This window comes from Psychrobacter sp. DAB_AL32B, from assembly GCF_002224105.1.
Lineage (GTDB): Bacteria > Pseudomonadota > Gammaproteobacteria > Pseudomonadales > Moraxellaceae > Psychrobacter.
The window spans coordinates 1-448 of record NZ_NEXU01000155.1 but is presented as its reverse complement, the minus strand read 5'-3'; the positions used below and the strand labels follow the sequence as shown (position 1 = coordinate 448).

Sequence of the window (448 nt, the reverse complement as noted above, 5' to 3'; positions counted from 1 at the left end):
CGCAATATGGTATTACTTCGTGCATCATTATGTGTTTTTTAAGACATTTATCACAAGAAGAGGCGTTTGAAACGTTACAAGAAGCATTGAGATTTAAAGACGACATTATCGGTGTTGGTCTTGATTCTTCGGAGATGGGAAATCCTCCTTCAAAGTTCAAAGAAGTGTTTAAAAAAGCAAAAGAAGCAGGCTTTAAATTGGTGGCTCATGCCGGTGAAGAGGCGGATTTTTCGTATATCTACGAAGCCTTGGATTTATTAGAGATAAATAGAATTGATCATGGTGTGCAATCGATAAAAAGCGCCGCGTTGATGCAACGACTAAAAGATGAGCAAATGCCGCTGACAGTTTGTCCAAATTCAAATATTGAACTCAAGGTATTTGAGAGTTATAAAGAACATAATATCAAGAGTTGTTGGATTACGGTTTAAATATCAATGTTAAATCC

General features: G+C 36.4%; 1 pseudogene. It reads left to right on the top strand.

Annotated features, from left to right (window positions below):
- Positions 1-448, top strand: a pseudogene (locus CAN34_RS13780) (adenosine deaminase); the annotation flags it as partial.